Annotated in this window: 25 protein-coding genes and 1 pseudogene; 10 read left to right on the top strand and 16 right to left on the bottom strand. The window is 66.2% G+C overall.

Annotated features, from left to right (window positions below; all coding sequences use genetic code 11):
• Window positions 1–20 precede the first annotated feature (20 nt).
• From IPJ87_15285 to IPJ87_15230, 12 genes and pseudogenes are all read right to left on the bottom strand, one after another.
• Window positions 21–953: a hypothetical protein gene (locus IPJ87_15285; protein MBK7943213.1), complete on the bottom strand. Its 933-nt coding sequence runs from the start codon at window positions 951–953 to the stop codon at window positions 21–23.
• Window positions 954–956: 3 nt separating this feature from the next.
• Window positions 957–2,288, bottom strand: coding sequence for a hypothetical protein (locus tag IPJ87_15280; protein ID MBK7943212.1), 1,332 nt, complete (start codon window positions 2,286–2,288; stop codon window positions 957–959).
• A 3-nt stretch (window positions 2,289–2,291) separates the two neighbouring features.
• Complete coding sequence (locus IPJ87_15275) at window positions 2,292–2,771, bottom strand: hypothetical protein (protein MBK7943211.1); 480 nt, start codon at window positions 2,769–2,771, stop codon at window positions 2,292–2,294.
• A gap of 158 nt (window positions 2,772–2,929) precedes the next feature.
• On the bottom strand, window positions 2,930–3,883 hold the full coding sequence (locus IPJ87_15270; protein MBK7943210.1) for a hypothetical protein: 954 nt from the start codon (window positions 3,881–3,883) through the stop codon (window positions 2,930–2,932).
• Between the two features lie 76 nt (window positions 3,884–3,959).
• Window positions 3,960–4,304, bottom strand: a complete 345-nt coding sequence (locus IPJ87_15265; GenBank protein ID MBK7943209.1) for a hypothetical protein — start codon at window positions 4,302–4,304, stop codon at window positions 3,960–3,962.
• Complete coding sequence (locus IPJ87_15260; protein ID MBK7943208.1) at window positions 4,292–4,603, bottom strand: transcriptional regulator; 312 nt, start codon at window positions 4,601–4,603, stop codon at window positions 4,292–4,294. The genes IPJ87_15265 and IPJ87_15260 overlap by 13 nt, the downstream gene beginning before the upstream one ends.
• On the bottom strand, window positions 4,584–5,171 hold the full coding sequence (locus IPJ87_15255; protein MBK7943207.1) for a hypothetical protein: 588 nt from the start codon (window positions 5,169–5,171) through the stop codon (window positions 4,584–4,586). The genes IPJ87_15260 and IPJ87_15255 overlap by 20 nt, the downstream gene beginning before the upstream one ends.
• Window positions 5,172–5,213: 42 nt before the next feature.
• Window positions 5,214–5,507 (bottom strand): hypothetical protein, encoded by a 294-nt coding sequence (locus IPJ87_15250; GenBank protein MBK7943206.1) that lies wholly within the window; start codon window positions 5,505–5,507, stop codon window positions 5,214–5,216.
• A 98-nt stretch (window positions 5,508–5,605) separates the two neighbouring features.
• On the bottom strand, window positions 5,606–5,854 hold the full coding sequence (locus IPJ87_15245; GenBank protein ID MBK7943205.1) for a hypothetical protein: 249 nt from the start codon (window positions 5,852–5,854) through the stop codon (window positions 5,606–5,608).
• Window positions 5,855–5,883: 29 nt separating this feature from the next.
• Window positions 5,884–7,155, bottom strand: a complete 1,272-nt coding sequence (locus IPJ87_15240; GenBank protein ID MBK7943204.1) for a peptidoglycan DD-metalloendopeptidase family protein — start codon at window positions 7,153–7,155, stop codon at window positions 5,884–5,886.
• A gap of 78 nt (window positions 7,156–7,233) precedes the next feature.
• On the bottom strand, window positions 7,234–8,049 hold the full coding sequence (locus IPJ87_15235; protein ID MBK7943203.1) for a DUF3108 domain-containing protein: 816 nt from the start codon (window positions 8,047–8,049) through the stop codon (window positions 7,234–7,236).
• Window positions 8,050–8,741: 692 nt separating this feature from the next.
• A pseudogene (locus tag IPJ87_15230) lies at window positions 8,742–11,637 on the bottom strand (leucine--tRNA ligase).
• A gap of 80 nt (window positions 11,638–11,717) precedes the next feature.
• On the opposite strand from IPJ87_15230, the gene IPJ87_15225 reads away from it, so the two are divergent.
• The 6 genes from IPJ87_15225 to IPJ87_15200 all read left to right on the top strand — a co-directional run bounded on the left by IPJ87_15225 (window position 11,718) and on the right by IPJ87_15200 (window position 16,301).
• On the top strand, window positions 11,718–12,587 hold the full coding sequence (locus IPJ87_15225; GenBank protein ID MBK7943202.1) for a cell division protein FtsX: 870 nt from the start codon (window positions 11,718–11,720) through the stop codon (window positions 12,585–12,587).
• A gap of 14 nt (window positions 12,588–12,601) precedes the next feature.
• A complete protein-coding gene (locus IPJ87_15220) occupies window positions 12,602–12,841 on the top strand; it encodes a DUF3098 domain-containing protein (protein ID MBK7943201.1) in 240 nt (79 codons plus the stop codon).
• 9 nt (window positions 12,842–12,850) lie between these two features.
• On the top strand, window positions 12,851–13,645 hold the full coding sequence (locus IPJ87_15215; protein ID MBK7943200.1) for an undecaprenyl-diphosphate phosphatase: 795 nt from the start codon (window positions 12,851–12,853) through the stop codon (window positions 13,643–13,645).
• A gap of 4 nt (window positions 13,646–13,649) precedes the next feature.
• Window positions 13,650–14,348, top strand: coding sequence for a tRNA pseudouridine(55) synthase TruB (truB, locus tag IPJ87_15210; protein MBK7943199.1), 699 nt, complete (start codon window positions 13,650–13,652; stop codon window positions 14,346–14,348).
• 127 nt (window positions 14,349–14,475) lie between these two features.
• Entirely contained in the window at window positions 14,476–15,525 is a 1,050-nt protein-coding gene (gene queA, locus IPJ87_15205) for a tRNA preQ1(34) S-adenosylmethionine ribosyltransferase-isomerase QueA (protein ID MBK7943198.1), read from the top strand.
• A gap of 113 nt (window positions 15,526–15,638) precedes the next feature.
• Window positions 15,639–16,301: a 2-C-methyl-D-erythritol 4-phosphate cytidylyltransferase gene (locus IPJ87_15200; GenBank protein MBK7943197.1), complete on the top strand. Its 663-nt coding sequence runs from the start codon at window positions 15,639–15,641 to the stop codon at window positions 16,299–16,301.
• Between the two features lie 6 nt (window positions 16,302–16,307).
• Here the strand turns inward: IPJ87_15200 and IPJ87_15195 are convergent, their stop codons facing one another.
• Entirely contained in the window at window positions 16,308–17,222 is a 915-nt protein-coding gene (locus IPJ87_15195; GenBank protein MBK7943196.1) for a DNRLRE domain-containing protein, read from the bottom strand.
• 108 nt (window positions 17,223–17,330) lie between these two features.
• Here IPJ87_15195 and rlmN point away from each other — a divergent pair, with 108 nt between their 5' ends.
• Complete coding sequence (gene rlmN, locus IPJ87_15190) at window positions 17,331–18,404, top strand: 23S rRNA (adenine(2503)-C(2))-methyltransferase RlmN (protein MBK7943195.1); 1,074 nt, start codon at window positions 17,331–17,333, stop codon at window positions 18,402–18,404.
• Between the two features lie 131 nt (window positions 18,405–18,535).
• On the opposite strand, the gene IPJ87_15185 is transcribed toward rlmN, so the two are convergent.
• Window positions 18,536–19,258: a hypothetical protein gene (locus tag IPJ87_15185; protein ID MBK7943194.1), complete on the bottom strand. Its 723-nt coding sequence runs from the start codon at window positions 19,256–19,258 to the stop codon at window positions 18,536–18,538.
• Window positions 19,259–19,340: 82 nt separating this feature from the next.
• On the opposite strand from IPJ87_15185, the gene IPJ87_15180 reads away from it, so the two are divergent.
• From IPJ87_15180 to dnaG, 3 genes are all read left to right on the top strand, one after another.
• A complete protein-coding gene (locus tag IPJ87_15180) occupies window positions 19,341–20,327 on the top strand; it encodes a polyprenyl synthetase family protein (GenBank protein MBK7943193.1) in 987 nt (328 codons plus the stop codon).
• Window positions 20,328–20,428: 101 nt separating this feature from the next.
• On the top strand, window positions 20,429–20,764 hold the full coding sequence (locus IPJ87_15175) for a hypothetical protein (GenBank protein ID MBK7943192.1): 336 nt from the start codon (window positions 20,429–20,431) through the stop codon (window positions 20,762–20,764).
• A 54-nt stretch (window positions 20,765–20,818) separates the two neighbouring features.
• Window positions 20,819–22,768 carry a DNA primase gene (gene dnaG, locus IPJ87_15170; protein ID MBK7943191.1) on the top strand — a complete coding sequence of 650 codons (1,950 nt, stop codon included), beginning with the start codon at window positions 20,819–20,821 and terminating at the stop codon, window positions 22,766–22,768.
• On the opposite strand, the gene IPJ87_15165 is transcribed toward dnaG, so the two are convergent.
• Both IPJ87_15165 and IPJ87_15160 read right to left on the bottom strand, forming a co-directional pair.
• On the bottom strand, window positions 22,769–23,176 hold the full coding sequence (locus tag IPJ87_15165; protein MBK7943190.1) for a 6-phosphogluconate dehydrogenase: 408 nt from the start codon (window positions 23,174–23,176) through the stop codon (window positions 22,769–22,771).
• A 194-nt stretch (window positions 23,177–23,370) separates the two neighbouring features.
• Window positions 23,371–24,267 (bottom strand): hypothetical protein, encoded by an 897-nt coding sequence (locus IPJ87_15160; GenBank protein ID MBK7943189.1) that lies wholly within the window; start codon window positions 24,265–24,267, stop codon window positions 23,371–23,373.
• Window positions 24,268–24,334: the final 67 nt, after the last annotated feature.

Here is a 24,334-nt window from a genome sequence, read left to right as displayed (position 1 = left end):
CCCAAGCGCGATCACGGACCTCATGGGATGCGCAGGGTGAACAGGGTGACCACTTCGTTGCTGCTGCCGTCGTTGGGCACCTCCGTCACCGTGTCATGGTCGCCATCATCGACATAGGCCCGCACGAACACCGTGCTGCCGGAACTCATGCCGGTGAGGTCGAGCGCAGCGCGGTGCGTGAAGGTGACCGGGGCACCGCTGAAGTCCGTTCCCGCACAGGTGGAGCCGGTGTGCAGCGGCTGCTCCGGCACGGTGGGGAAGGCCGCGAGCGATGGCGCGGCGCGGAAGGTGTTGTGCGTGAACGCGGCCGGGGCGGTGGCATCATCCGCAAAGGCGAACCACAGGTCGATCGGCGCGGCAGGGACCTCGATGGGCTGCACCCCCACACCGGTGGCCCGCGGGTAGGCCGGGCCTGTGGTGCCGGCCGGCACCGCCCTCAGACCCACGGCCTGCGGCCGCTGGTTGCCCACGGAGGGCGGCTGGCCGTACATGTCCAGGGCGCCACCCTCGATCCAAGCGGTGATGGCCGCGATGTACGCCTGCTCGTTCGCCGGCCAGTCGCTGTCCTGTAGCAAGTCCAGCGGCATGATGCCGCTGGTGTTCGGGACGAAGGCGGTGAGCCGCTCGTGCAGAAAGGAGGCCTGGGCATCGCCCGGCACCACGCGGTAGGTGAAGCTCTGCTGCGGGTCGTTCGCCGTCACCGGATGCAGCACGAGCGAGTTGTACGCACCGGCGATGGAGCGGAACTCCGGCTCGAAGGTGCCGTCATGGCAGCCGCTCACCGCGCACGTCGGTCGGAAGATGCGCTGGTGCAGCCCTGCGAAATTGCTCAACGGAAGCAGCTGCGCCACGGGCTCCTCCACAGGCCATTCGATCGCGTCGAAGGGGTTCTCCTCCTTTTTACAGGCGGTGAACGCGAGCGCTGGGACCAGGATAATGATGAGGCCGCGCATGGTTCAGATCCGGTCGAAGAGGCTCATGCTCTGGGGGTCGATCAGCCCGGCGGACAGCACCTCGTTCTTGATGCCGAGCAGCTCGGCCACCGTAGGCACCGCGTCCGTGACGAGCCCCACGGGGGAGCCCTCGGAACCCACCTGGAGCCCGGCCTGCACACCGGCACCGGCCATCAGGCCGAAGACCCGGTGCGCGTTGGCGTCGCTGTGGTCGTAGCTGAACCAGTCGTTCTGGTCCTTGATCGCGTTGGGGTCGTCGTTGCGCCCGCACTCGGGCACCGCGATCAAGGTGGTATTGCCCGCCATGCCCGGCACCTGGGTCTGGATGAAGTTCCACAGGTGGCCCACCGCATGGTCGGCACGGTGCAGGCTGGCCAGGTAGCCGGTGAAGTTGCTGTGGCACCCGTCCACTCCGCTGAGGTTCACCACCGTGAGCGTGGGCTGGAACCACCGGATCACCTCGCAGGCATAGCCCACGGTGGTGAGGTCGCCGTTGTCGTGCACCGGCGGGTGGGCGATGGCGCCGTTCTGCGTGCGCTGGAACATCTCGGCCATGAAGGCCTTGATGTCCGCCTTCTCGGCCGCCGTGTTCCCGATGCCCGTGGGCGCATCCACCACATGTTCGAAGCTGTTGTCGAGGAAGGCCTTCATGGCGTACACCGGACCGAGCTGCTCCTCGGGGTGGTAGACCTTGGCATCGCCGAGGTACTGCTGCCCCAAGGGACCGAACGTGACGTTCGGTGCGAAGAAGTTGGCCCCGTAGCGTGCGCCATAGGTGGGGTGCTCGCTGTAGTTGAGCAGGGGCACGCTTCCACCGATGCTGTTGCCCACGAACCAGCACTTGCTGGCCGGCACGCCCGCATGGCGGCGCAGGTACTCGAAGATGGTGGGGTTGAGCGGCTTCTGCTGCAGTCCCTGCGTGGCGGCCGTGTTGCCCTGGAGCAGCGAGTTCAGCCCGCCGAAGTGACCGGTGCTCACCGCACGCATCTCCCGGAACAGGGTGCCCTGCTGCTGCAGTGATTGCCCCAGCACGGACGGGATGGGGTTGATGCCACCTAGCCCGGTGCCGTACACGATCTTCATCTCCGGCGGTGCGCCCGACAGCATGTTGTAGAGCACATTGCCCTCGTACGGTTCGCCCTGGCTGTCCGCCAAGTAGCGCTGCAGCACGCTCTCCTGCTGGCGCACGCCGCCGGCGAAGAGCACCAGCACCACGTGCTGGGCCATGCCCCCGCCACTGGCCGCGAACAACCGGCCGCTGGGCAGGATGTACGGCGCGGCGAACGCCGCGGCGGCAGCGGCCCCGGCCTTGCGGATGAAACGGCGACGGTCCATGGCTCAGTAGTAGAGGTGTTCGTTGCTCAGCGCGAACGCGTAGTAGACCAGCTCGGACGTGATGTTGGGGTCCGCAGCGATCATGTTGCGGAACCAGGTGCGTTCCGCCTCGGACGGGTCGCGCACCAGGAACCGGCGGTAGGTATCGGTGATGAACGCGTCCAGGTCGGCGCGCATCGCCGTGTCCGAGGGCAGGATCACCCCCGGCTTGTTCATGAAGTTGCTGATCAGCACCTCGCGCGCCAGCTCCTTGTCGCCGATGCTCTCGATGCACTGCCCCAGCTCGAAGAGCGCGTTGGCCGAGAGGCCGGTCTGGAACAGGTTGGCGTGCAGGATGGCCGCATACTCCTCGTTGGTCTTCAACTGGTCCTTGTCCGGGCTGGGCGGACGCAGGTCCACCTGATCCAGCTCGTAGATGGGCTCCTTATGGCAGCCCGTGGCCACCAGCAGGAGCGTGAGCACGAGGAGAAGCGGGCGGCGCATGGTGAAGCGGATCAGCGGGTCATTGCCGTGGCCTGCGCATCGGGGGTGGAGGCGGGGCGCTCTCCCGGTCGGCGCGTGATCACGATGGCTGCGACGATCATCACGATCAGCGCGGCTTGTACGATGGTGCGGGTCTTCGGTTCCATGGTCTTCGGTGTTTATTGGATGTTGGCGTATTCATCGGTGATGAGGATCCGCAGCAGCAGGTCCTCGATGTCGGTGGTGGGGCCCAACGCGTCGAGCGCCGCCACGGTCTCGGCCGTGTCCGGCAAGCGGCCCATGAACGTCACATAGCTCCATCGCACCAGGCCTTCGCGGGCCTCGGCACTGGCGCTCATCAACGCGGCGTACTCGCCCTTGTTCTGTCCGCTCTGGCCGAACAGCACCCCTGCGGTGTTCTGCTCCACCATGCCGTAGGCGATGTCGAACTCCGCGTCCGTGGGGTAGCGCAGCAGGAGGTTGTCGAACGTGGCGTTCACGTAGTTGAAGCTGTTCATGTGGATCTCGTCGTACACCGCGTTCAGCACCATGCGGCGCATCATCTCGGCGATGCCGATGAGGCCGTCGCGCAGGTCGGTGCGGCTGCGCTTGAGCGCGAGCAGTCGACCCAGCGTGGTGTTGGCGGCGTTGAGGCCGGCGGTGTTGCCGCCCAGCGAATCGGCCAGGGCCTGTTGTTGCGCGTTTCCGATGAAGCCATCGATGACCTCGTCGCTCACCCCCTCCAGGAAGCGGGCCTTGCTCAGCTCGTAGAGGCGCGTGCAGAACTTGTTTCGGTAGCTGCTGTCGTCCGCCAGAAAAGCCGTGCTGGTCATCACCTTCTGCACCAGCGCGGTGCGTGCGGCCATCGACAGGCCGGCCGCCTCCAGCGCGCCCACCTCTGCGCTCATCTCCACGTCCAGCGGCTCGCGCCCCAGCAGGTCGATGAACAGGCGGTTCACGTAGTTCTCCACCAGGACCGTGGGGACCCCTTCATAGTTCGGGGCCTGGTTGCCGCCGATCACCTCGGGCTCCTTGCGGCAGGCCGCAAGCGCCAGCACACACACCATCAGCAGCCACCATCCGGCGGCGCGCAGGGTGGCGCAGCGTTCCCAGTGCTCCGTGCGGCAGAACATGGCCGGTTGAACGGCCGTCATCCGCCCGGGATACCCTCCTTCGACGAACAGGTTGCGCCCGTCGACGACCCGACGATCACTCGGGCCGTATGTCCTGGACCTCAGCGCTCCACCGGCGCACAAGCCGGTTCTGGAACAGGGCCCCCAGGAAGATGGTGGCCCCGGTGGCGATCGACACCAGCACCATGAACGCGGCGTTGATGCGCACCCGCACCATCAACTCGGAGAAAAAAGCCGCATACAGCCCGAGCACGGACCAATACAGGGACGAGGTGGGCTCCACCTGGCGAGCGGTGCGCCGAACCCGGAGGCTCGCTGCCGCGAACATGGTGAGCGCGCTCACCACGGCGGCCACGTGGAACGGACCGAAGGTCCCGAACAACCGGTACATGCCGAACGCGGTGGCGTTCAACACCACCATGCTGGCGACATAGACGTAGCCGGTCCTCCGGTGCGCCCAGGTGCCTTTGCGGCGCAGCAGGACCAGTGATGCGGCGTCAGCCGGCACATGGTGTTGGGATAGTTGTCGCGCATGCCCTTGGTCACATGGATGTAGCCGGACTCCTTCAGCTTGCTGATCTGCACACTGAGGTTGCCGCGCGTGGCACCGGTCTTTTCCAGCAGGAAGTTGAAGTCCGCGCTCTCCACGGAAACGAGCAAGCTCACCACCGCCAGCCGCAACTGGTTGTGAAGGACGGGATCAAGCGGCGCGAAGGGCATCCTCCTGGCGTTTGAGCATCAGGCCCGGGATGATGTAACCGAGCACCATGGCCCCGGAATAGAGCAGGGTCAGCGTGAGCCGATCGCCGCTGAAGTGCATGGCGATCCCGGCGACCCAGAACAGGATGCCTCCGATGATGAGCGGACGGAATCGCAGGATCTGGCCCGTCATGAACGTGGGGATGCCCGTGAGCAGCGTGATCATGGCTCCCGGATCCCGTCGCTCCAGCACGCTGACCACGATCATGATCATCATGGTGATGACGAACGAGGACCACAGCCAGCCGATGAGGCCGTCCATGGGATTGCTCACGGGCTCGCGACGGCCTTGCCTTGCGCCATGAACAGCGCTCACGATGCCCCCGAGGATCCCCGCGATGCCCCAGGGAGCCCCCTGACCCCAGGCATTGGGCTGATCACGCAACACGTAAGTGGCGAACATGGCCAGGGTCAACAGCACCCCCCACATCAGAAAGTAGAAGCTCAGTTTGCTGAAGCTCTTCTTGGCCTGGCCGATCATGCTCTCGATCAGCCGCAGGCTCTGTTCAGGAGTCATCGGGGTCTCCATGGTCTGTCTTGTTTATGGTGCAAACATAATTGTGTTTACAGATTAAACAAAATACTGCGTTCTCTTTGTGGCATGCCTTCCCTGTTGATCGCCGGTGCCACTGGCCTCGTGGGCCGGGCCGCGCTGGAGCAGGCCCTGGCCGACCCCCGGTGGGACCGCGTGGTAGCCTTGGTGCGCAAACCCATGGCCCACCACCCCCGCCTCGATGTCTGGACCGGCGACCCTGACCTGCTCAGCGGTCTGCGTCCACAGCGCGTGGATGCGGTGCTGATCGCTCTCGGCACCACCATGCGGCAGGTGGGCGGTGACCGCGTGCGCTTCCGTCATGTGGACCATGACCTGGTGCTCGGCATCGGTCGATGGGCGCGTGGGCTCGGCGTGCCGATGTGCGGGGTGGTGAGCGCAGTGGGTGCCGATGCGGGCTCGTCCTTCTTCTACAACCGGGTGAAGGGCGAAATGGAGGCCGGGATGCGTGCATTGGACTTCCGGTCCTGCACCTCTTCCAGCCCTCGATCCTCCTTGGACACCGCGCGGAGCTTCGAGTGGGCGAACGCATCGGTATCGCGCTCACATCCGCAGTGGCCGCGCTTCTGCCCGACCGCTACAAGCCGATGCCGCACGCTGTGCTGGCCGGTGCGCTGCTCCACGCCGCCCGGCATCCCGGCGCGGGCATGCACGTACATCACCACGCCGCCATCCGGCGGATGGCCGCTCAGAACACGACGGACTGAACCTCCTTGCCGCCGGCTTGGGCCAGCGCCGACATCAGGCGGTCGCGCTCGCGTTGGAAGGTGGCACGGTGCTCGGCCGCCACCGGCTCGGCGCTGGGGAACTCCTCGCGGCGGTGGTCCACCTGGCGGCCGTCCTTCCAGAAGCGGAAGCACACATGCGGCCCTGTGGCCAGGCCCGTGCTGCCGACCTCGCCGATGGTCTCGCCCTGGCGCACCCGCTGACCCGCTCGCACCAGGATCCTGCGCATGTGCAGGTACTGCGTGCTGTAGGTGCCGTTGTGGCGCAGCTTCACGTAGTTGCCGTTGCCCGCCGTGTAGCCCGCTTTCTCCACCACGCCGTCGCCCACCGCCAGGATGGGGGTGCCGTAGGGTGCCGCGTAGTCCGTGCCCAGGTGGGCCTTGAAGCGCTTCTGCACCGGATGGAAGCGCCGCTTGGTGAAGCCCGAGCTGATGCGGCTGTACTTCAACGGCGCCTTCAGGAAGGCCTTGCGCAGGCTGTTGCCCTCCGCGTCGAAGTAGCCGCCCTTCGCGCTGTCCGGAGCGAAGTGGAAGGCCTCGCGCTCCTGGCCACCGCTGCTGTAGCGTGCCGCCAGCACCTGCGGATCGCCGTAGGGCGTACCGTCCACGTGGCGCTCGAGGAAGACCACGGTGAAGCGGTCGCCCTTCTGGATGCGGTAGAAGTCCACGGTCCAGGCGAAGACCTCGGCCAGCTGAAGGCTCAGCAGCGGGTCCACGCCCGCGCGCGCCAGGTCATTGTACAACGCCCCGGTGACCTTCACCTCCACGGCGCGCTCTGCGGTGGACACCGGCCGGCGGTGCACATGCACGTCCAGCGGAAGGGTGGTGGTGAAGACCACCTGCTCCACGGCATCGGCCTCGTACACGAAGTAGCGTAGCTGGCGGTGGGCGTCGTCGGTGAAGATGAAGGCGATGGGGTGGCCGGCCCGCATGCGCCGCACATCGAAGGTGCCTTCGGCCATCCGCACCAGGCTGTCCACCAACGGATACGGCACCCCGTGCGCGGCCAGCAGGTCGCCGAAGGTGCTGCCACTGCGCACCTGGCCGCGCTCCACCACGAAGCCGTCCAGCGGGATGCCGTAGGCGCTCGGAGGATCGGGAACGGTGTCCTCCGCCAGGGCCGACACCGGCTCGGGCACGTACTCCACCGGCGGCGCCAGGTCGACGGTCATCACGATGCCCAGCACCAGCAGCAACAGGCCGGTCATTGAGCCCCACAGTCGGATCCTCCTCATGGATGGGCAAGAAACAGCATGGCCCGCTTGGGCAACGGACGCACCCGTCCGATCATTTCAACGGCGCGTTGGGGATAGCTACTTCACCTGGGCGATCGGGTGCACCAGCCCTTCGTGGGCGCTCAGCTCCATCTTGATGGAGCCCACCAGCACCTTGGCCTGCGCCAGCACCGGGATCCTGTTGCCGTCGTCGGTGATCCACACGTTGAGGTCGTCGTTGGTGGCGAAGATGCGGCCCTCCTGCACCACGGGCTGGAACTTCAGGCAGCGGTAGCGGCCGTTGCGGATCTTGATCGTCTCGCGGCCCACATAGCGCATGCGCAGCGGCCAGAGCTCATCGTCCAGGAAGCAGGGGATGGTGAACTCCTGCCCTTCAGTGATGACGGACAGGTCCAGCGTGCGGGCGTAGTAGAAGGCGCTGAGCATGTCCTGCACGTGCAGGGGCACGGCGTGGGAGCGTTGCTTCTGGGTGGTCACCACCTGCTTGTGCTGCAGGTACACATAGTCCTGGGTGAACTCGTAGCCACCTTCGCTCACGCTGCGTTTGAAGATCCAGGGGAACACGCCATCGCGGTCGAACCAGGTGTCGTAGCGGTCGTCCACCTTGTAGAACAGGTTGAAGGCCCCGAGGCTGCGGCCGACACCTTTGGCATGCAGCAGCGGACGCCCCTCCATGCGCAGGTCGCTCTCCTGCAGTTCCAGCACGGCCTCGCCGGCGTCCATCAGGCCGTAGTGCACCACGTAGGTGAGCTTCTCGCCGGGCTGGAAGGCGTTGTGGTCCACAGTGCGAAGCCCGGCCCCGCCGCCCATCGCCACCACAGGCATGGGCGCTTGCGCGCGGCCCGGACCGAAGCCCAGGGCCAGAAGACCGAACAGCAGACCGTGACGGATCATGCGGCGGACCACGCAAAGGTGATGCCGATCGGGACGGAATGCGCCGCCCGCTGGTGGCCGGGCTACACCACGATGTTCACGATCCTTGGGCCCCCGGGCAGAGGACCACCTCATGCCCCCCCCGGGCCCGCCCCGGCCGGGGCCCGCCCGCCCCCCGCCCCCCGGCCCCGGGCCCCCCGCCCCCGCGGCCCCCCCCCCCGGGCGGCGCCCCCCCCCGCGGCCCGCCCCCCCCCCCCGCCCCGCCCCCCCCCCCCCCCCCCCCCGGGCCCCCGCGGCGCCCCCCCCCCCGCCCCCCGCGCGCGCCCCCCCCCCCCCCCCCCGGCCCCCCCCCCCCCCCCCCCCCCCCCCCCCCCCCCCCCCCCCCCCCCCCCCGCCCCCCCCCCCCCCCACGCCCCCCCCCCCCCCCCCCCCCGGGGGGGCCCCCGCCCGTCCCCCCCCCCCCCCCCCCCCCCCCCCCCCCCCCCCCCGCCCCCCCCCGCCCCCCGGGCCCGCCCCCCCCGGCCCGCCCCCCCCCCCCCCCTCCCCCCCCCCCCCCCCCCCCCCCCCCGCCCCCCCCCCCCCCCCCCCCCCCCCCCCCGGTCGGCTGGGTGCCCTCCCCCCCCCCCCCTTTCCCCCCCCGCGCCAGCCAACCCCCCCCCCCAGGCAGCTGCCGACGGCGGGCGGGGGCTGGAGGCCTGGAGCCGGTGGCTGAGCTACACCACGATGTTCACGATGCGCCTGGGCACCACGATCACCTTCTTCGGCGCTTTGCCCTCCAGCTTGGCCAGCACCTCGGGGTTGGCCAGCACCTGGGCTTCCACCTCCTCCTTGCTCAGGGCGATGGGGAATTCCAGCTGCAGGCGCGTCTTGCCGTTGAAGCTGATGGGGTAGCTGAAGCTGTCCTCCACCAGGTGCTCGGCGCTCCACTGCGGCCAGGGTGCGGTGGTGACGCTGGTGGCATGACCCAGCTTCTGCCAAAGTTCCTCGGCGATGTGCGGCGCGAAGGGCGAGAGTGCGATGGTGAGCGGCTCCAAGATCGCGCGCTTGCGGCATTTCATGGCCCAGCTCGTTCACGGCGATCATGAATTGCGCGACGCTGGTGTTGAAGCTCATCTTCTCGATGTCCTCGGTCACTTTCTTCAAGGTGGCGTGCAGGATCTTCAGCTCGGGCTTGGTGGGGGCGTCATCGGAGACCGCGAACGCATCACCAGCGCCGTGGAAGAGGTTCCAGAACTTCCGCAGGAAGCGGAAGGTGCCCTCGATGCCGTTGGTGTCCCACGGCTTGCTCTGCTCCAGGGGGCCCAGGAACATCTCGTAAAGCCGCAGCGTGTCCGCACCGTAGCGCTCAATGATGTCGTCGGGGTTCACCACGTTGAACTTCGACTTGGACATTTTCTCTGGTTCCCTCAGACACAAGAACGAATCGTCGGCTTCCCTCACTAGTCTTATGGAAAATACGCCTTCCATCGGCTTCCTCCATGAGAGGAACTTCTCTTGATTAATCCTCTCCTGAGTCTCTAAGAAATCAATTGGAGCATTCAGTCCCGATAAGTGAAACGACGTGAACTCCGGCACACGTTCATCATACTCGTTGTGAACCAGAACCTCCTGTCTTAGGTCGGATACTGTGAAGGATTTGCTCCGCTCGGATGAGATAAAAATCCTAGGGAAGTCGAATCCATCCCAACCTGCATTGAACTCGGCCTTCGAAACAGAAAGAGTGAGTGCCGACACTCCCTGTATCATCCCCTGGTTGACCAACTTCTTGGCGGGCTCATCGAAGGGGATCCAGCCGCGGTCGCGGAGGAACTTGGTCCAGAAGCGGACGTAGAGCAGGTGGCCGGTGGCGTGCTCGCTGCCGCCCACGTAGAGGTCCACCTGCTGCCAGTAGTTGATGGCCCCGGGTGACGCAAAACGGCCCTCGTTCTTCGGGTCCATGTAGCGGAGGAAGTACCAGCTGCTGCCGGCCCAGCCGGGCATCGTCGTGGTCTCCAGCGGATATCCGTTGTAGCTCCAGTTCGCCGCGCGGGCCAGTGGCGGTTCGCCGTCCTCGGTGGGCAGGAACTTGTCCACCTCGGGCAGCTTCAGCGGCAGCTCGCTCTCGGGCAGCGGGTACGGGATGCCATCCTGGTAGTAGATGGGGATCGGTTCTCCCCAGTAGCGCTGGCGTCCGAAGGCGGCATCGCGCAGGCGGAAGTTGACCCTGCCCTCACCGGCACCCAGCTTCTCCAGCTCCTGGATGGCGCGGGTGATGGCCTGCGGCACTTTCAAGCCCTGGAGGAAGCCTTCGCTGCAGATGGTGGCGTCCTTGCGTTCGTCGGCCTCCTTCTCCACATCGGCACCCTCGGTGACCGCGATGATGGGCAGGCCGAAGTGCTTCGCGAAGCGCCAGTCGCGCTGGTCGCCGCCGGGCACGGCCATCACGGCACCAGTGCCGTAGCCGGCCAGCACGTAATCGCCCACCCACACGGGCACATCGGCACCGGTGAAGGGGTGCTTCGCGTAGCTGCCGGTGAACACGCCGCTCACCTTGTCCACCTCGGCCTGGCGCTCGCGCTCGCTGCGGTTCTTGGCGGTGTTCACGTAGGCCTCCACCTCGGCCTGGCGGTCGGGCATGGTGAACTTGCCCACCAGCACATGCTCGGGGGCGAGGGTGATGAAGGTGACGCCGAAGAGCGTGTCGGGGCGCGTGGTGAAGACCTCGATGAAGTCCTCGCCGATGGGGAAGCGCACGGTGGCACCCTCACTGCGGCCGATCCAGTTGCGCTGGGCCTCCTTGATGCTTTCGCTCCAGTCGAGCGCATCCAGCCCGTCGAGCAGGCGCTGGGCATAGGCCGTGATGCGCAGGCTCCACTGCTTCATGCGCTTGCGCTCCACGGGGTGGCCGCCGCGCTCGCTCACGCCGTCCTTCACCTCGTCGTTGGCGAGCACGGTGCCCAGTGCCGGGCACCAGTTCACCCACGCGTCGCTGAGGTAGGCCAGGCGGAAATGCTGCAGCACCATCTGTTTGGTGCGTTCATCGAAGGCCTTCCATTCCGCTGCGGAGAAGCCGCCCACGAAGCGCTCCACATCACCGGTGAGCACGGTGGCATCCTGGCCGGTGCAGCCCTTGGTCTCGAAGCGGGCGATGAGCTCGCGGATGGGATGGGCCTTCTGCTGCGCGGCATCGTACCAGCTGTCGAAGAGCTGCAGGAAGATCCACTGGGTCCACCTGTAGAACGCGGGATCGCTGGTGCGCACCTCGCGGCTCCAATCGAAACTGAAGCCGATGTGGTCGAGCTGTTCGCGGTAGCGCGCCACGTTCACCTCGGTGGTCTTCGCCGGGTGCTGGCCCGTCTGGATGGCATACTGCTCGGCGGGCAGGCCGAAGCTGTCGTAGCCCATGGGGTGCAGCACGTTGAACCCGCAATGCCGCTTGTAGCGCGCCACGATGTCGCTGGCGATGTAGCCGAGCGGGTGCCCCACGTGCAGGCCGGCGCCGCTGGGGTAGGGGAACATGTCGAGCACGTAGTACTTGGGCCTGGAGGGGTCGTTGGCCACGCGGTAGGTGCCGCGCCTGCGCCATTCGTCCTGCCACTTCTTCTCGATGTCCGTGTGCTCGTAGGCCATGCTGCTGTCGCCTGTGCGGTTGCGCGGCGAGCCGCGAAAGTAGCGGACCGGCCCCGGCGGCTACCTTCGCGGCCATGTCGATGGAGCGACCCTACCGGCGCCGCACGCGCACGGCCACGGTGGGCACCGTGGTGGGCATCGCGCTGGTGCTCTTCATGCTGGGGGTGCTGGGCTTCCTGGTCCTCAACGCCCGCGCCCTGGACCGCTACTTCAAGGAGCACGTGCGGGTGGACGTGTTCCTCAAGCGCGGGCTGAAGGAGACCGACGTGATGCAGTACCGCAAGGCGCTGGACACCGAGCCGTGGGTGCTGGAGACGCGGTACGTGACGGCCGACGAAGCGGCCGAGCAGCTGAAGCAGGACCTGGGCGAGGACTTCCTGGGCGTGCTGGGCAGCAACCCGCTGCTGGCGAGCATCGAGCTGCGGCTGGCCGCCACGCACGCCCATCCGGACAGCGTGCAGTGGACCGTGGAACGGCTGCAGCACGACCCCCGCACGCATGAAGTGGCCTACAACGCGGCGGTGGTGCGCAATATCCAGGCGAACATGAACAAGCTGGGCCTGGCGGTGCTGGGCTTCAGCGTGCTGCTCCTCATCATCGCCGTGGCCTTGATCAACAACACCATCCGCCTGGCGGTGTACAGCCAGCGCTTCCTGATCCGCACCATGCACCTGGTGGGCGCCACCCGGTGGTTCATCCAGCGGCCCTTCCTGGGGCAGAGCCTGTGGCAGGGCGTGCTCAGCGCCGTGCTGGCCATCGGCCTGCTGGTGCTCACCCTGCGCCTGGTGCTGCGCACGGTGCCCGACCTGCTGGCCTTCACCGACGCCACCACCCTGGCGCTGCTCTTCGCCGCCGTGCTGCTGCTGGGCCTGCTGATCTCCCTGGCCAGCACCTGGTTCGCCGTGCGGCGCTACCTTCGCATGTCCGCCGAGGACATCCACTGGAGCTGAATCCCCCGACCCGCATGGCCGCGCACAACGACAACGAGATGCCCTTCACCCGCGTGAACTACCGCCTGCTGGTGATCGGCCTGGGCATCGTGGTGCTGGGCTTCATCCTGATGGCCGGCGGCGGCACCGGCGACCCCAACGCCTTCGACCCCGAGGCCATCTTCAGCCCCCGCCGCATCACCGTGGCCCCGCTCGTGGCCCTGGCCGGCTACCTCTTCATCTTCTACGCCATCCTGAAGCGCCCGGCGCGGTAGTCGGCAGGCATGGGGATCCTGGAGGCCATCGTCCTGGCCATCATCGAGGGCCTCACGGAGTTCCTGCCCGTGAGCAGCACCGGCCACATGATCATCGGCTCCACGCTGATGGGCATCGCGCAGGACGACTTCGTGAAGCTCTTCACGGTGGCCATCCAGTTCGGCGCCATCCTCAGCGTGGTGGTGCTCTATTGGAAGCGCTTCTTCCAGAGCTTCGACCTCTACCTGAAGCTCCTGGCCGGCTTCATCCCGGCCGTGATCATGGGCCTGCTGTTCAAGGACCACATCGATGCGCTGCTGGAGAACGTGACCGTGGTGGCCCTGGCGCTGCTGGCCGGCGGCGTGGTGTTCCTGTTCATCGAGCGCTGGGCCCCCGGCGGCACGGGCACCGGGCCGCAGACGGTGAGCTACCGACAGGCCGTGATCATCGGTTGTTTCCAGTGCCTGGCCATGGTGCCCGGTGTATCCCGCTCGGCGGCCACCCTCATCGGCGGCATGGCCCAGGGCCTCACCCGCAAGCACGCCGCGGAGTTCAGCTTCCTGCTGGCCGTGCCCACCATGTTCGCCGCCACCGCCAAAAGCCTCTGGGACTACCTGGACGACGGCGGCGCCTTCACCGGCGAGCACCTGCGCCTTTTCGCCATCGGCAATGCCGTGGCCTTCGTGGTGGCCGTGCTGGCCATCAAGGGCTTCATCGCCTACCTGCAGCAGCGCGGCCTGGCCGCCTTCGGCTGGTACCGCATCGCCGTGGGCGGCGTGCTCCTGGTGCTGATGGCCTTGGGCATCCCCCTGCACCTGGTGTGACGCCATGGCCAACACCGACCCCATCGACCTGGAGGGCGGCGGCCTGCTGCTGGTGGACAAGCCTGTGGGCTGGACCAGCTTCGATGTGGTGGGCAAGCTGCGCGGCGCGCTCAACTCCCTGGCCGGCCGCCGTGTGAAGGTGGGCCACGCCGGCACGCTGGACCCGCTCGCCAGCGGGCTGCTGGTGCTGGCGTACGGAAGGCGGACCAAGGACCTCCCCAACCTCACCGGCCTGGACAAGACCTACGAAGGCACGCTCACCCTCGGGGGGGTGACCCCTTCGCAGGACGCGGAGACCCCGGTGGGCGAGGCCCTGCCTTGGGAGCATCTCGACCGGGCCGCAGTGGAAGCGGTGTTGCCTCGGTTCACCGGCGACCTGCTGCAGCGGCCACCCATGTACAGCGCCAAGCACCACCAGGGCGAACGGGCCTACTTCCTGGCCCGCGACGGCCGTCCCGTGGAGATGGAGCCCGTGCGGGTGACCGTGCATGAGCTGATGCTGCTGGGCATGGAAGGGCCCCAGGTGCACTTCACCACCACCGTGAGCAAGGGCACCTACATCCGCACCCTGGCCCACGACATCGGGCAGGCCCTGGGCTGCGGTGCCTGGCTCAGCGCCCTGCGCCGCACCCGCATCGCCGAGCTCGACGTGGCCGACGCCCTGCCGCCGGTGGAACTGGCCCAGCTGATCGCCCCCCGCTGAGAGGCGCAACGGGGTTATCAACAGCCTAATCCGCTGTTTTTCAGATACTTTGACGATTCCTTAACGATCACATTATCTTCGCCGCCCCTTCCCCCCCAACGACGGGCCCGTAAGCCACGCCAACACCATGAAGCTCACCGCGTTCAAGTTCAACCTACCCAAGGAGCAGATCGCCCTCTACCCCACCAAGGACCGCGACGGCAGCAAGCTGATGGTCCTTCACCGCAAGGACGGCAAGATCGAGCACAAGAAGTTCAAGGACATCCTCAACTACTTCGACGAGGGCGACACCTTCATCCTGAACGACACCAAGGTGTTCCCCGCGCGCATGTGGGGCAACAAGGAGAAGACCGGTGCCAAGATCGAGGTGTTCATGCTGCGCGAGCTCAACCGCGACAGCCTTCTGTGGGACGTGATCGTGGATCCGGCGCGCAAGATCCGCATCGGCAACAAGCTCTACTTCGGCAAGGACGACGAGCTGGTGGCGGAGGTGATCGACAACACCACGAGCCGCGGCCGCACGCTGCGCTTCCTGTTCGACGGCACCTACGAGGAGTTCAAGCAGGCCATCACCGAGATGGGCGAGACGCCGCTGCCGCGCTACATCAAGCGGGACACGGAGCCCAGCGACGCGGAGCGGTACCAGACCATCTTCGCCCGGCACGAGGGCGCCGTGGCCGCCCCCACCGCCGGCCTGCACTTCAGCCGCGAGCTGATGAAGCGCATGGAGCTCAAGGGCATCCACTTCGCGCACGTTACCCTGCACGTGGGCCTGGGCACCTTCCGCCCCGTGGAGGTGGAGGACCTCACCAAGCACAAGATGGACAGCGAGCAGGCCATCATCACCAAGGAGGCCTGCGACATCGTGAACCGCGCCAAGGACACCCGCAAGAAGGTGTGCTGCGTGGGTACCACCACCATGCGCGCCATCGAGAGCAGCGTCAGCACGCAGAACCACCTGAAGCCCTTCAACGGCTGGACCAACAAGTTCATCTTCCCGCCCTACGACTTCAGCATCGCCGACCGGATGATCACCAACTTCCACATGCCCGAGAGCACCCTGCTGATGCAGGTGGCCGCCTTCGGGGGCTACGACCATGTGTGGAACGCCTACAAGGTGGCCCTGAAGGACAAGTACCGCTTCCTGAGCTACGGCGACGCGATGCTCATCGTCTGAGGAAGAAGCACCGCAACAACGCTACGAGCGCAAAGAAGCCGCAACGCCTTTGTTGCGGCTTCTTCATTCTGAAGCTCCCGTTGCGCATTCGTTGCGTCCTTTGCGTCGTGGCGGTGAAGAAGCACACGATCATAGTGGCCGGTGGCAGCGGCAAGCGCCTGGGCGGGTCCGTGCCCAAGCAGTTCCAGACCGTGAAAGGACGGCCGCTGCTGATGTGGACCATCGAGGCCTTCCACCGCTACGATCCCACCATGCGGCTCATCGTGGTGCTGCCGCGGGAGCACTTCGACATCTGGAAGGCCCTGTGCATGGGACACCGGTTCCACATCGCCCATGAGGTGGTGGCCGGTGGCGAGCAGCGCTGGCACAGCGTGAAGGCCGGACTGGCCAAGGTGCAGGGTGATGGGCTCGTGGCGGTGCATGATGGCGTGCGCCCGCTCGTGAGCGCCGCACTGATCGACCGCTGTTTCGCCACGGCCGCGGCGCAGGCCGCCGCCATCCCCGTGGTGCCCGTGGTGCCGAGCATCCGCGAGACCACCGCCGAGGGCTCGCGATCGCTCGACCGCTCGAAACTGCTGGCCGTGCAAACGCCGCAGTGCTTCCACGCCGATCTGTTGCGCATGGCCTTCGAGCAGCCCTACGATCCCGCCTTCACCGATGAAGCCACGCTCGTGGAGCGCTTGGGCGTGAAGGTGGCGCTGGTGGAAGGGGAGGAGCAGAACATGAAAGTGACCACACCGTTCGATCTGATATTGGCGGAAGCAGTACTAGGATAGAAACCTCTACTCCTGCGATCGATCAGCGCGCACGAGGCGAACGACGGAACGACCCTCCTTGGTCTGCAGCACCAATGTATAGGCGCCTGGTGTGATATTGGCAGGGCGCATGACAGTGATGCGGTCCGAAATGGATGTGGAGGCCAAAGTCCTGCCCCAAGAATCAACCAGTTCGAGCCATGTATCCGGAGGCAGTGCCCCATTCACCTCGATGCGCAGTGCACCGTCGACCTGCCAATTCGCATTGAAGGGTGGGACCGAGGTAAACTCCGCCAAGCTCAGCGAGGTCAACGTGTAATCGACCTCCAATCGAGGATGTCGATTCGCATCGGTGTCCTCTCCGGAGGCTAGGATTAGCATGCGATAGAGCTGTTCGTCGACCAAGCTTACGCGAAAGCCACTTTCGCCTGCGACGATCATGTCCTGCACCAGCGTGGTGACATCGATATTCTCGAAATCCTGAGTGCTTGATGTCGTCGCCGGTACGGTCACCGCGTTCTGGGCGGTCACCGTGGGTTGAGTGTTCCAAGTGGTTATGGTCGGATCCCATGACCCGACCACGCGCTGCAACACCCACGAATTGTCCCCGCTATGTTCGTCGACCGACTCTATCGCATCATCCGGATTAAAGAAAAGGGAAAGCCGGGCCGCTGTGACCACAGCTCCAGCAGGCACGATCGAGAGATCGAACCTCAGAAAAGCTCGTTTAATTCCAAACACACCGCCGTTCGTCCAAGCATAGACGTTCAACGCCTCCACGTTACTGAAATTCGTGTTCTGGACAGCAACCCCGCTATGTACGAACAGGTCCTCACCAATACCATCATTGATGGAAATGACCGTGGTTTGTGCTTCAGCGATCGCCGAAAAGGCCAGAGCGATGCAAGCTGAAAGAAGGGATGGCGTCGGTGGGTTCATCATCCATCAAATATACTTGGTCGCGCTGTCCGAAGGTGACACGTGACCTTAATCACATCGATGGACCTGAGCAACTGAAAGCTCCCTGAATTGGGGCGGTACCTTTGATTCGTGGCCGCCCCATCCGACATCCGCTCCCTCACCCTCGACGAGATCAAGTCCCTCGTCACGGAGCTGGGCGAGAAGCCCTACCGCGCCAAGCAGCTCTGGGAGTGGCTCTGGAAGAAGAAGGCCCGCGCGTGGGACGACATGAGCGACCTGCCCAAGGCCTTCCGCGCGGCGCTGGCTGAGCGCACGGTGCTACGTCCGCTCGTTCTTGCCGAAGAGCAGCGCAGCAACGATGGCACGGTGAAATGCGCCTTCAAGACCTGGGACGGCCATGTGGTGGAAGGCGTGCTCATTCCCACGCCCACACGCTTGACGGCCTGCATCAGCAGCCAGATCGGTTGCAGCCTCACGTGCAGCTTCTGCGCCACCGGCAAGCTCAAACGCATCCGCAACCTCGACGCGGGCGAGATCGTGGATCAGGTGGCGCTGATAGACGCGCTCGCGCACAAGTACTACAAGCAAGGCCTCACCAACATCGTGTACATGGGCATGGGTGAGCCCCTGCTCAACTACGCCAACACGCTGCGCAGCGCCGAGCGCATCAGCGCCGAGGACGGCCTGGGCATGAGCGCCAAGCGCATCACCGTGAGCACCGCGGGCATCGCCAAGATGATCCGCAAGCTGGCCGATGATGGCACGAAGTTCAACCTGGCGCTCAGCCTGCATGCGGCCAACGATGCGAAGCGCGATCGCATCATGCCCATCAACGAGCAGAACACGCTGGCCGAGCTGAAGGACGCTTTGCGCTACTACACGCGCACCACGCGCCAGCCCGTCACCTTCGAGTACATCCTCCTGCGCGGCTTCAACGACTCCCTGGCCGACGCCCAGGAGCTGGTGCGCTATGCCAGCGACGTGCACGCCAAGGTGAACCTCATCGAGTACAACCCGATCGACGCCGGCGGGTTCGGCCGTACCGATGCACAGGATGCCGAGGCCTTCCAGCAATACCTGCACAAGAAGGGCATCATCGCCCGCATCCGCCGCAGCCGTGGACGCGACATCGACGCCGCCTGCGGCCAACTGGCCAACAAGAACGAGCCGGCGCTGAAGGAGGGGGAACGTGTGATGAAGTGAGTGGCGAGTAGCGAGTGGCGAGTAGCGAGTGGCGAGTGGCGAGTAGCGAGTGGCGAGTAGCGAGTGGCGAGTAGCGCGTGGTGGGCCCGCTCACGCGGCCACTCGCTACTCACCACTCGACCTCACGCTCGCTAAAAGCCCAACCCCACCTTCACGCCCAGGAAAAAGGCCGGCACGATGTCGTTCTTCTCCTCCACGGTGTAGGTCCATTTGTCGGTGACCAGGTCCAGCGTTTCGCTGACGATCTGCAGGCTGCGGTTCCGCAACGCCACCCCTCCGTATACATCGAACAGCCAGTTGCTGCTGGCGCTGAGGAGCTGGTAGCCGCTCAACAACCGGATGTCATTGTAGATGCGCTCGTCGCGGTTCTTCACCGTGCTGAACGAGCCGTCCGGGTTCTTCTCCTTGATGTCCTTGACGTACTCGATGTGCGCGAAGCCCAGCTGCGTGTACCAGCCCTGCGGTTCGATGTCGTCCTTGTGGTACCAACGGATGCCCAGATGATACGTGGGCTTGGCGATGATGTTGGTGCCCGCACCGTAATCGTCCGCGTCGTTGTTGCCCACGCTCAGGTTGAGGTAGTTGCGCCAGGTGAAGCCCACCCCCAGCTCCATGCTGAGGCGATGGGAGAGCGCACGCTCATACAACAGTGGGATCTCGCCGCGGAAGAAGAGCAGTGGGTTGAGCTTGATGGCGTTCTTGACGCACTTCACCGTGTCCCACTTGGCCGCCACCATATCGCGGTACAGCACCACGCCGGTCTTTTTCTTGGCCGGTTTGCCTTGCGCCCAGGCCGGAACGGCCAGCAGCAGGGCGACGAGCACGGGTACGACACGGGACAAGGAGGTGCGCATGCCCCACGAATGTAAGGCGCCGCCCCGATCCGCACGGCCACGGCCCGGTCCATGCGCATCTTTGCCACTTCGCCCCCGGTCCATGCCCAGCCTCGAGGAGATCCAGCGCCCCATCGCCGAGGAGATGCGCGTGTTCGAGGGGCGCTTCCGCGAGGCCATGCGCAGCCGTGTGGCCCTGCTGGACCGGGTGATGCACTACATCGTGAAGCGCAAGGGCAAGCAGATGCGCCCCATGTTCACCCTGCTCAGCGCACGCCAGTTCGGCCCGGTGAACGACGATGGCTTCGTGGCCGCCAGCCTCATCGAACTGCTGCATACCGCCACGCTGGTGCACGACGATGTGGTGGATGGCAGCCCGCTGCGCCGCGGCTTCTTCAGCATCAACGCGCTGTGGAAGAACAAGATCGCCGTGCTGGTGGGCGACTACCTGCTGAGCCGGGGCCTGCTGCTCGCCGTGGACAAGGGCCAGTTCGAGCTGCTGCGCATCGTGAGCCGCGCCGTGCGCGAGATCAGCGAGGGCGAACTGCTGCAGCTGGAGAAGGCGCGCTCCCTGAACTTCAGCGAGGAGGTCTACTTCGACATCATCCGCCAGAAGACCGCCAGCCTCATCGCCGCGTGCTGCGCCAGCGGGGCCGCGGCCGGTGGCGCCACACCCGAGGAGGTGGAGCGCATGCGGCGCTTCGGCGAACTGGCCGGCATCGCCTTCCAGATCAAGGACGACCTGTTCGACTACCCCGTTGACGGCCACGGCAGCGCCCGCACCGGAAAGCCCACCGGGCTGGACATCAAGGAGCGCAAGCTCACCCTGCCCCTGATCCACGCCCTGCGCCAGGTGCCCCCCAACGACCGCCGCTGGATGGTGCGTGCCGTGAAGGCCCGCAAGCAGGACCCCGCCGCCGTGGACCGCGTGGTGCGCCGCGTGGTGGAGGTCGGCGGCGTGGCCCATGCCCGGCAGCGCATGCTGGAACACCGCGACCAGGCCCTGGCCGTACTGCACACCTTTGCCGACACCCCCGCGCGCCGCTCCCTCGAGGGCCTCGTGCAGCTCACCGTGGACCGCGAGAAATGATCCGCCCAGTGTCCCTCCGCCCCGTTGCGTTCGTTGCCCTGTTCACCAGCCTCATGCATGCCCCGGGCTGCGGCTCCCCCGCCCCAAGCACCCCGGAGGTCATGACCACCGGCACGATCCCGCGCGACACGCTGAACGGTCCGCAGGTGCAGCAGCTGCCCGACGGCACCACCCTGCGCGGGGTGTTGCGCGACGGGGACCGCCACGGCATCTGGCGCAGCTTCACCCCGCAGGGCCGCCTGTTGAGCCAGACGGAATACCGCGATGGCCGCCCCCATGGCCCGGTGGTGGTCTTCCACCCCAATGGTTCGGTGCGCTACCTGGGCCAGAACCACCACGGCACCGCCGTGGGCGAGTGGCGCTTCCACGACGATGCAGGAGCCCTGCTCAAGACCGTGGTGTACGACAGCACCGGTACGGTGACGGCCGAACGCTGATCGCCGGGCGGGCGCGCCTTACCTTCGATCCCCGCTGAACGTGCGGGCCGCCCTGTGATCGCCCCCGATGCCATCCAACGCGTCAAGGACGCCGTCCGCGTCGAGGAGGTCGTGGGCGACTTCGTGGCCCTGAAGCGCAAGGGTCCCCGCTACCTGGGCCTGTGCCCTTTCCACAACGAGAAGACGCCCAGCTTCAACGTCAGTCCGGCGCTGGGCATCTTCAAGTGCTTCGGCTGCGGCGAGGCCGGCGATGCCATCACCTTCCTGCAGAAGCACGAGCACCTGAGCTACGTGGAGGCCATCCGCTGGCTGGCCAAGCGGTATGCCATCGACCTGCCGGAGGCCGAGGCCACCCCGGAGCAGCAGCTGGAGCACAGCGAGCGCGAGAGCCTGGCCGCCATCCAGCGCTTCGCCACCGATTGGAGCGTGGGCCAGCTGTGGGACACGGACGAAGGGCGCCGCATCGGCCTGGCCTACTTCCGCGAACGCGGCTTCCGCGACGAGGTGGTCCGCACCTTCCAGCTGGGCTATGTGCCCGAGCAGGGTGCCGCCTTCGCCGCCGCCGCCCGCGCCCAGGGCTTTGACCCCGAGCTGCTGGAAAAGGCCGGTTGGATCAAGCGGCGCGAGGACGGTACGGCCTGGGACTTCTTCGCCGGCCGCGTCACCTTCCCCGTGCACGGCCTGGGCGGCCAGGTGATCGCCTTCGGGGCACGCACCCTGCGCAGCGACAAGAAGCTGCCCAAGTACTTCAACAGCCCGGAGAGCGCCCTCTACATCAAGAGCCGCTCGCTCTACGGCATCCACTTCGCCAAGAAGGCCATCGCCGACAGCGGCACCTGCCTGCTCGTGGAGGGCTACACCGATGTGATCAGCCTGCACCAGGCCGGCATCCACAACGTGGTGGCCAGCAGCGGCACCAGCCTCACCGAGGACCAGGTACGGCTGATCAAGCGCTACGCCCGGCAGGTCACCATCCTGTACGACGGCGATCCCGCCGGCATCAAAGCCAGCCTGCGCGGCATCGACCTCATCCTGGCCGAAGGCCTCGGAGTGAAAGTGGTCCTCTTCCCCGACGGGGAGGACCCGGACAGCTTCGCCCGCAGCCGCCCCAGCACCGAGGTGGAGGCCTTCCTGCGCGACAGCGCCAAGGACTTCCTGGCCTTCAAGACCGAGCTGCTGGTGCAGGACACCGGCGGCGACCCCGTGCGCAAGGCCGCCGCCATCCACGACATCGTGGAGAGCATCGCCCGCATCCCCGACCAGGTGCTGCGCCAGCTCTACATCCAGCAATGCGGCCGGCTGCTGGAGGTGAGCGAGCAGGCGCTGATCAGCGAGCTGAACAAGGTGCTGCGCCGCGCCTACCGCAAGCAGCAGGGCGCCGGCGATGCGCCCGAGGCCGTGGCACCCGAACTGCAGCCGCCCCAACCGCCACCCGCGCCCATCAAAGGCACCAACGCCCAGGAACGGGACCTGCTGCGCATGCTGCTGAACTACGGCCACGAACGCATCCTGGTCCCCTTCCAGAACGAGGACGGCAGCAGCAGCGAAGGAGAGACCAGCGTGGCCGAGCTCATGTTCGAACTGCTGGCCCTGGACGACATCCTGTTCGACGAGCCGCTCTTCAAGGAGATCTACCTGGACTATCGCCACGCCAGCAACCTGGGCCAGGCCGTGGACTCCACCCGGTATGCCGGCCACGAGCAGCCCGGCTGGCGCGACCTGGCCATCGACCTGCTCACCGAGCGCCACCTGCTGAGCCCCAACTGGAAGGAGCGCCACCGCATCCACACCACCCACGAGCGCGACAAGCTGCTGGATGCGTTGGAGGAGGGCATCGACATCCTGCGCGAACGTCGCCTGGACCGCATGCTGGAAGAGCTCGATGATCGTCTGCGCACCGCCGCCGAGGCCGAGGAGCAGGCCGGCATCCTGCGCGAGAAGATGCGCCTCAACACCGCCAAGGTGGCCCTGTCGAGGAAGACCGGCCGCGTGGTGGTGGCCTGATCAGTGCCCCACCGGCGACTTGTCCACGTCCGAGGCCGCCGGCGCCCCATTGCGCTCCACGCGCGTCACGAAGTAGGTCGTCTCGCCCCGCCACGGCAGCTTGGCGTAGCGCTCCACATAGTGCAGGTTCACCCGCTCACCGCTGAGGCTGGCCTCCTCCAGCTCGCGGTACAAGGCATCGTTGCCCTTCTGCACGCTGAAGTTGAACACCTCGTTCAAGGAGGCGCCCGAGGGGTCCATGGCCCCGAAGCTCTGCATGTTCAGCTGGCCCTCCCAGGTCTTGAACACCACGCCCCGCTTGCTGAGCTTGATCACCATGCCGCTGCGGCTGCCCTCGCTGTACACCGCGAAGTAGATGAACAGCAGCCAGGCCAGCACCAGGGCCAGGGCCAGGAGCAACAGGCGGATAGTGAGGCGCCCCACCTTCTGGCCGAAGGTGCGCGGCGCGGGAGCAAGGGGCGTGGACATGGGCGAAAGGTAACAGTGGACAGGCCGCCCTTCAGTCGTCGTCCAGTGGACCGCCCCGTGCCACACCCGGAGCCACCGGCCGCTCTACCGACGCAACCGTGATGGACCCACGCCGCAACGAGGTCCGACGGCAGCTACTCCACGAACACCCTCGCCACAGCGCGTCGGCCGCGTGCATCCGTGGCCGACACATGGTACACACCGGCTGCGCATGAGCGCAGATCAAGGACCGCACGATCGTCGATACTGCTGCCGGTGAGCAGGACGTGGCCTGTGGCATCTGTCATGCTGTACATGAATCCCCGCTGTGAAGGCAGGGTGAGCACCACCTCCTCCGTCGCGGGGTTCGGCAGGACCGCCAGGTCCATGGTGGCCGCCTCGGTGATGCCGTTCGCCGCATCGACCTTCCAGAGGTTGATCCCGAAACCGGGCGTGTAATCCCCGATCGGGTCCAGCACATTGTTGGCCAGGTAGAGGTAGTAACTGAAGCCGCCGCCGGTCTCGAACATCACCACATCAGGGATGGTGCCCCAGGGCGCCTGCACTTCACCGGAGGCCACGTACGTGTACGTGTCGGTGTAGTTGTTGCCGTTGAGCGACCAGCTGTCCGTGAAGGTGCTGCCGATGGAGAAGGGGTATGTGCAATAGGTACGGCCACCTGAGAAGTTCTCCGCGCTGATGCCGATCATCTCGGCATGCGATGCATCCACGAGGTAGTGGCGCCATTCCGTATTGCCGTTCTGAACCCGCTCCCCGCAGAGCGTGGTGGAGGGGTACAGGCTCGCGAACGGGCTGTCGCCCGGTGCGCGGTACGTCATGGTCGCCGTGACCCCGAAGGTCACCACGGCCGTGGCATCCCAGGTGTTGCCCGTGCCGGTGAGGGTCCAGCCCGTAGCCGTGGGCGAGTTGTAGAAGGTGCGCGTTTCACCTTGACCGACGGCAGGGATGCTATTGGCATCGGTGAGGGTCTGTGCGATGCAGGTTCCGGTGCACAGTGCGAAAAGAAGGACGACGTGTAGATGTTTGTCCATGCGGATCAGGTTGGTGCAATGGTCGGAATATCCCGCGACACCGGGTCTGACCTGAGCGTCGACGAGC

Source organism: Flavobacteriales bacterium (assembly GCA_016713875.1).
In the GTDB taxonomy this organism is placed as follows: domain Bacteria; phylum Bacteroidota; class Bacteroidia; order Flavobacteriales_F; family PHOS-HE28; genus PHOS-HE28.
The sequence above is the reverse complement of the archived record's forward strand: the minus strand, read 5'-3'. Positions and strand labels throughout refer to the sequence as shown.

What these genes read in the sequence shown, in the direction of transcription:
- IPJ87_15285 (MBK7943213.1), bottom strand. Translation starts at nt 953, where the DNA reads ATGCGCGGCCTCATCATTATCCTGGTCCCAGCGCTCGCGTTCACCGCC.
- IPJ87_15280 (MBK7943212.1), bottom strand. Translation starts at nt 2,288, where the DNA reads ATGGACCGTCGCCGTTTCATCCGCAAGGCCGGGGCCGCTGCCGCCGCG.
- IPJ87_15275 (MBK7943211.1), bottom strand. Translation starts at nt 2,771, where the DNA reads ATGCGCCGCCCGCTTCTCCTCGTGCTCACGCTCCTGCTGGTGGCCACG.
- IPJ87_15270 (MBK7943210.1), bottom strand. Translation starts at nt 3,883, where the DNA reads ATGTTCTGCCGCACGGAGCACTGGGAACGCTGCGCCACCCTGCGCGCC.
- IPJ87_15265 (MBK7943209.1), bottom strand. Translation starts at nt 4,304, where the DNA reads ATGGTGGTGTTGAACGCCACCGCGTTCGGCATGTACCGGTTGTTCGGG.
- IPJ87_15260 (MBK7943208.1), bottom strand. Translation starts at nt 4,603, where the DNA reads ATGCCCTTCGCGCCGCTTGATCCCGTCCTTCACAACCAGTTGCGGCTG.
- IPJ87_15255 (MBK7943207.1), bottom strand. Translation starts at nt 5,171, where the DNA reads ATGGAGACCCCGATGACTCCTGAACAGAGCCTGCGGCTGATCGAGAGC.
- IPJ87_15250 (MBK7943206.1), bottom strand. Translation starts at nt 5,507, where the DNA reads ATGGTCCACATGACGGAAGCGCACGCGGTCACCGCCCACCTGCCGCAT.
- IPJ87_15245 (MBK7943205.1), bottom strand. Translation starts at nt 5,854, where the DNA reads ATGTACGTGCATGCCCGCGCCGGGATGCCGGGCGGCGTGGAGCAGCGC.
- IPJ87_15240 (MBK7943204.1), bottom strand. Translation starts at nt 7,155, where the DNA reads ATGAGGAGGATCCGACTGTGGGGCTCAATGACCGGCCTGTTGCTGCTG.
- IPJ87_15235 (MBK7943203.1), bottom strand. Translation starts at nt 8,049, where the DNA reads ATGATCCGTCACGGTCTGCTGTTCGGTCTTCTGGCCCTGGGCTTCGGT.
- IPJ87_15225 (MBK7943202.1), top strand. Translation starts at nt 11,718, where the DNA reads ATGGAGCGACCCTACCGGCGCCGCACGCGCACGGCCACGGTGGGCACC.
- IPJ87_15220 (MBK7943201.1), top strand. Translation starts at nt 12,602, where the DNA reads ATGGCCGCGCACAACGACAACGAGATGCCCTTCACCCGCGTGAACTAC.
- IPJ87_15215 (MBK7943200.1), top strand. Translation starts at nt 12,851, where the DNA reads ATGGGGATCCTGGAGGCCATCGTCCTGGCCATCATCGAGGGCCTCACG.
- truB (MBK7943199.1), top strand. Translation starts at nt 13,650, where the DNA reads ATGGCCAACACCGACCCCATCGACCTGGAGGGCGGCGGCCTGCTGCTG.
- queA (MBK7943198.1), top strand. Translation starts at nt 14,476, where the DNA reads ATGAAGCTCACCGCGTTCAAGTTCAACCTACCCAAGGAGCAGATCGCC.
- IPJ87_15195 (MBK7943196.1), bottom strand. Translation starts at nt 17,222, where the DNA reads ATGATGAACCCACCGACGCCATCCCTTCTTTCAGCTTGCATCGCTCTG.
- IPJ87_15185 (MBK7943194.1), bottom strand. Translation starts at nt 19,258, where the DNA reads ATGCGCACCTCCTTGTCCCGTGTCGTACCCGTGCTCGTCGCCCTGCTG.
- IPJ87_15180 (MBK7943193.1), top strand. Translation starts at nt 19,341, where the DNA reads ATGCCCAGCCTCGAGGAGATCCAGCGCCCCATCGCCGAGGAGATGCGC.
- IPJ87_15175 (MBK7943192.1), top strand. Translation starts at nt 20,429, where the DNA reads ATGACCACCGGCACGATCCCGCGCGACACGCTGAACGGTCCGCAGGTG.
- IPJ87_15160 (MBK7943189.1), bottom strand. Translation starts at nt 24,267, where the DNA reads ATGGACAAACATCTACACGTCGTCCTTCTTTTCGCACTGTGCACCGGA.